We start from the raw sequence: 4,847 nt of genomic DNA, 5'->3' as shown, positions 1-4,847 counted from the left end.
GGCCACGACGCCGAGCGCCAGCGCGAGCACCACCAGCCGCCCGCGGCGGGTCAGCCGCACCTGACTGCGGGTCGCCACGGGACGGCGGCGCGGGGCGGCGGCGATACGGGGGGCGATGCTGATCGTGCTCATGGTGACCTCCGGGGGAAGCGGACGGGGCCGGTCTATGAATCTGTCTTCGGATCTGTCCGGCTGGCTCGTGGGACTTTCTACGAGGCGGGTCCGACAGAAGCGGATCGATCATGCGTTCGATCGAACACGTGTACGAGACTAGATCAGGCGTTCGAACAAATCCAGCACCTGTTCGAATAGGCGTTCGACCGGCGTGTCGCGACACGCGCTTCGAACAGGTGTTTGATTCGGCACCGCCGTTCGGTTAGCGTCGTCACATCGATCCACGCGACTGAAGGGCGAGAGATGGCCGACAAGAAGCCGGGCCGCAGCGTCACCGAGCTGCCCGACGGTCCCCCGGACGCGACCGGCCTGACCCCGCGGCAGCAGCGGGTGCTGGCCCACATCAAGGACAGCATCGAGAAGCGCGGCTACCCGCCCAGCATGCGCGAGATCGGCCAGGCAGTCGGCCTGACCAGCACCTCCAGCGTCGCCCACCAGCTGCGCGTGCTCGAGGAGAAGGGCTATCTCAAGCGCGACCCCAACCGGCCACGCGCACTGGAGGTCTTCCTTCCCGAGGTGATGGCCGCCCGCCGGGCCATGGGCACCGTGGAGGAGACCACCCACGACGAGACCGGGATCGGCGACGCCGCCCCGCGGCCGACCAACGTGCCGCTGCTGGGTCGGATCGCAGCCGGTGGCCCGATCCTGGCCGAGGAGACCTACGAGGACGTCTTCCCACTCCCCCGGCAGCTGGTCGGTGACGGTGAGCTGTTCCTCCTCGAGGTCACCGGCGAGTCGATGATCGACGCCGCGATCTGCGACGGCGACTACGTCGTGATCCGCAAGGAGCAGACCGCCGAGAACGGCGAGATCGTGGCCGCGCTGATCGACGGCGAGGCCACCGTCAAGACCCTCCAGCGCAAGGACGGTCAGGTCTGGCTGCTGCCGCACAACCCGGCGTTCGAGCCGATCGACGGCAGCAACGCGACCATTCTCGGCAAGGTCACCGCGGTCCTGCGCCGCGTCTGACTCAGGTACGCCGCCACGTCGGCCCACGTCTGAAAGTCCTCGGATCGCGGGTCCACGCCGTAAAGTCACCCGGGTCACGTCGTCGATTACAGAGGCCCTCACCCCATGACTTCTCGGAGCCACTCACGCCTGCCCGGGCTGCTGCTGACGTTCCTCGCCACGCTGCTCCTGGTTCCGTTCCTCGGGGTCGCCGCCCAGGCCGAGCCCGGCGAGCCGGCAGACCCCTCCTCGCCGTCGGCGACCGCCACGCCGCAGGACCCGCAGGAGATCGCCGAGCAGGCGCTCGAGACCGTCGAGGACCTCCTCGAGGGAGCCCCGACCCCGAGCGACCCGTCCCACACCGGCGAGCCGCCCCGCCAGGACCTGACCATCGCCATCCGCGACCTGGCCGCCAACCAGCGGCACCTGCCCAAGGCCAAGCGTGACGACGCCGCGAGGATCCTTGCGCGACCCGACGACGGCCCAGCAGCGGCCTGTGACCCCCGGCAGGACCCGATCTGCTACAGCCAGGAAGACGCGACCGAGTGCAACGCATCGATGTGCGTGCACTTCGTGAGTTCAGGCGTGCACCGCGCGAGCGTCGCCTACGCACAGCACGTGCTGAGGACCGTCACCGGGATCGCCCACCGCTATCGCGCCGCCGGCTATCGCTCACCGATGCCCGACGGGGACGCCGGCGGCAACATCGACAAGTTCGACGTCTACCTGGGCGACCTCGGCAGCGCCGGCTTCTACGGCTACTGCAACACCGACACACCGGAGGAGACCCGGCACATCGGCGTCCCCGCGTACTGCGTGTTCGACAACGACTACCGCCCCGGCCAGTACCCGGCCCACACGCCCGAGCAGAACCTGCGGGTCACCGCCGCCCACGAGTACTTCCACGCCGTCCAGTTCGCCTACGACTACCTCGAGGACGGCTGGCTGATGGAGGCCACCGCGACCTGGATCGAGGACGAGGTCTACGACGGCGTCAACGACAACCGCTACTACCTCAGCCACGGACCGCTCGGAAACCCCCAGGTCCCGGTCGACCGGCATCGCGGCCTGAGCGCCTACGGCTCGTGGATCTTCGTCCGCTACCTCTCCGAGCGGTACCCCCCGGAGGTCGGCGGCCTTCCGGTGATCGTGCGCCAGATCTGGCGGCAGGCGCTCGGCGCCCGCTACTCCGTCCAGGCGATCCGGTCCGTGCTGAGCGCCAAGGGAACCGACCTCACCACGCAGTTCGGCCGATTCACGACGTGGAACCGGCGGCCATGGGCGTCCTACACCGAGGGACGCGCCTACAAGGCTGCGCCGCTGCACGGGTCCTACCTGCTCCGGCCAGGCGCGCGGACCAAGCGGCTGGACATCGGGCTCAACCACCTGGCGGCCAAGCACTACCGGTACCGGCCGTCGTCGGACATGGCGGCCGGTTGGCGGCTGCGGCTCAGGCTGAACCTCAACGGACGCATCTCGGGCGGCGCCGCATTCGTCACCGTGAAGCCGGACGGCCGGGCGCCGTACGTCCGTCGGGTCTCCCTGAACAGGTATGGCAACCGGACCGTCAGCTTCCCCTTCGGTCGCGCACGCGTCGACTGGGTCGAGGTCACGGTCGTCAACGCCAGCGCCCGCTACCGGTGCAACCTCGGGCTGGGTTGGGACGACACCTGCGAGGGTCGCTCCCTGGACGACGGCGCCCGGCAGCTCGTGGCGGCGCGCGCCTACCGTCCCTGACGCTCAGCGGGCGGTCGACGCGAGCCGGGCGAGGGCCTTCCGCACCACCTGCGGGTCAGTCGTCGACCACATCGGCGGCAGGCTCGCCTTGAGGAACGAGCCGTAGCGCGCGGTCGCCAGCCGAGGGTCCAGGACGGCGACCACGCCGCGATCGGTGTGGGTGCGGATCAGGCGGCCGGCGCCCTGTGCGAGCAGCAGCGCCGAGTGGGTGGCCGCCACCTGCATGAAGCCGTTGCCCCCGGCCTTGTCGACGGCCTTCTGGCGTGCGCTCATCAGCGGGTCGTCGGGACGGGGGAACGGGATCCGGTCGATGATCACCAGCTGGCAGGTGTCGCCGGGGACGTCGAGTCCCTGCCACAGCCCCAGGGTGCCGAAGAGACAGGTGTGCGGGTCCTCGACGAACTGCCGCGCCAGCTCCGGCAGCTGCGCCTCGCCCTGGGCGAGCGTGGTGAGGTGCGGCAGCTTCACGCGGACGTGCTCGGCTGCGGCCTCCGCCGCTCGGCGGCTGGAGAAGAGACCCAGGGTGCGGCCTTCGGCCGCGTCGACGAGCTCCGTGATCTCGTCGAGCTGCGCCGGGCCGAGGCCGTCGCGTCCCGGAGGCGGGAGGTGGCGGGCGACGTAGAGGATCGCCTGCTTGGGGTAGTCGAACGGGCTGCCGACGTCGACGCCGAGCCAGGGCTGGGCGTCGTCGGCGAGCTCCTCTGGTCTGGTGACGGTCGCTGCGCGACCTCCTCGACCGGCGGCGCCCTCGATCCGCTCGGAGGGCTTGAGCCCGACGTTCGTGGCGATGGAGTCGAAGTCGCCGCCGAGCATGAGCGTGGCCGAGGTGAGCACGACGGTGTTGTCGGCGAGCAGCTTGTCGCGCATCGGTCCCCAGACCTGGAGCGGGGCTACGCACAGGCGTGGCGGGATCCGGTCGGTGCCCTCGGCCAGCCAGAGCACGTCGGCCTCCGAGAACGCCGCCATCCGCTCGGCGGTCGCGAACACCTCCTGCACCGAGGCCTTGGCCTGCGAGAGGCCGGCGTCCGGCTCACTGCCGGCATCGGCCTTGGGGAACGCGGAGACGCAGGCTCGGGCGGCGTCGCGGACCAGGACCAGCGCGTCGGCGAGGTCCTCCGGCAAGGTCTCGAACCGGCCGGGGCGGGCCTCGCCCATCGCAGCGCGCAGCGCGTCGGAGGCGTCGGACAGCTCGTCGGCCTCGTTGCCCTCCACATGGCGGACGCTGCGCCGGGCAGCCCGCTCCACCTCCGCCGCCCAGAGCTCGTCGGTCGCCGCCTGGGTCACCCGCGCGGCGAGCTCGTGGGCCTCGTCGATCACGACGACGTCGTACTCGGGAATCATCGGGATCCCCTCGATCGCGTCGATCGCGAGCAGGGAGTGGTTGGTGACGATCAGGTGCGAGCGCTGCGCCTTCTCCTTGGCGCGCTCGGCGAAGCACTCCTCCCCGAACGGGCATTTGGTCGCGCCCAGGCACTCACGCGCCGTGACGCTCACCTGCCGCCACTCCTTGTCGGTGTGACGCGGAGCCTCGTCGCGCTCGCCGGTGCCCTTGTCCTCGACCGCCTGCTCCGCCCACCTGCGGAGCTCGAGGATCTTGGCCCCCATCGAGCCCTCCGGAACCTGGATCAGCTCGCCCTGGTCGTCCGGCGCTCCCTCGCGGACCCGGTGGAGACAGGCGTAGTTGGAGCGGCCCTTGAGCACCGCGTAGGAGGCGTCGAGCCCCGGCCTCGAGCCGACGGCCTTCACCAGCCGCGGCAGGTCGCGTTCGACCAGCTGATGCTGCAGTGCCAGGGTCGCGGTCGCGACCACCACGCGCTTGTCATGGAGCAGCGCCGGCACCAGGTAGCCCAGCGACTTGCCGGTGCCGGTGCCGGCCTGGATCAGCAGGTGCTCGCCGTCGGCCATCGCCGCGGCGACCGCCTCGGCCATCGCCTCCTGGCCGTGCCGCTGCTGGCCGCCGAGCGCGGCGACCGCCGTGGCCAGCAGGT

Annotated in this window: 3 protein-coding genes; 2 read left to right on the top strand and 1 reads right to left on the bottom strand. The window is 70.9% G+C overall.

The genetic code is table 11. The features are described 5' to 3' along the window. The first annotated feature begins 417 nt into the window (after positions 1-417). Together lexA and E7Z54_RS05525 are read left to right on the top strand one after the other, a co-directional pair. Positions 418-1,143 carry a transcriptional repressor LexA gene (gene lexA / locus E7Z54_RS05530; protein ID WP_136432010.1) on the top strand — a complete coding sequence of 242 codons (726 nt, stop codon included), beginning with the start codon at positions 418-420 and terminating at the stop codon, positions 1,141-1,143. A gap of 105 nt (positions 1,144-1,248) precedes the next feature. After that, on the top strand, positions 1,249-2,859 hold the full coding sequence (locus E7Z54_RS05525) for an MXAN_6640 family putative metalloprotease (protein ID WP_136432009.1): 1,611 nt from the start codon (positions 1,249-1,251) through the stop codon (positions 2,857-2,859). A 3-nt stretch (positions 2,860-2,862) separates the two neighbouring features. Here E7Z54_RS05525 and E7Z54_RS05520 read toward each other — a convergent pair whose 3' ends face one another. Further along, the gene (locus tag E7Z54_RS05520) at positions 2,863-4,845 is read right to left on the bottom strand and encodes an ATP-dependent DNA helicase (RefSeq protein WP_136432008.1); all 1,983 of its coding nucleotides are present in this window, start codon (positions 4,843-4,845) and stop codon (positions 2,863-2,865) included. Between the last annotated feature and the right edge of the window lie 2 nt (positions 4,846-4,847).

Origin of the sequence: Nocardioides sp., from assembly GCF_004803405.1 — a bacterium.
Taxonomy (GTDB): domain Bacteria; phylum Actinomycetota; class Actinomycetes; order Propionibacteriales; family Nocardioidaceae; genus Nocardioides; species Nocardioides vastitatis.
This window is presented reverse-complemented; position numbering and strand designations above follow the sequence as displayed.

What these genes read in the sequence shown, in the direction of transcription:
- lexA (WP_136432010.1), top strand. Translation starts at nt 418, where the DNA reads ATGGCCGACAAGAAGCCGGGCCGCAGCGTCACCGAGCTGCCCGACGGT.
- E7Z54_RS05525 (WP_136432009.1), top strand. Translation starts at nt 1,249, where the DNA reads ATGACTTCTCGGAGCCACTCACGCCTGCCCGGGCTGCTGCTGACGTTC.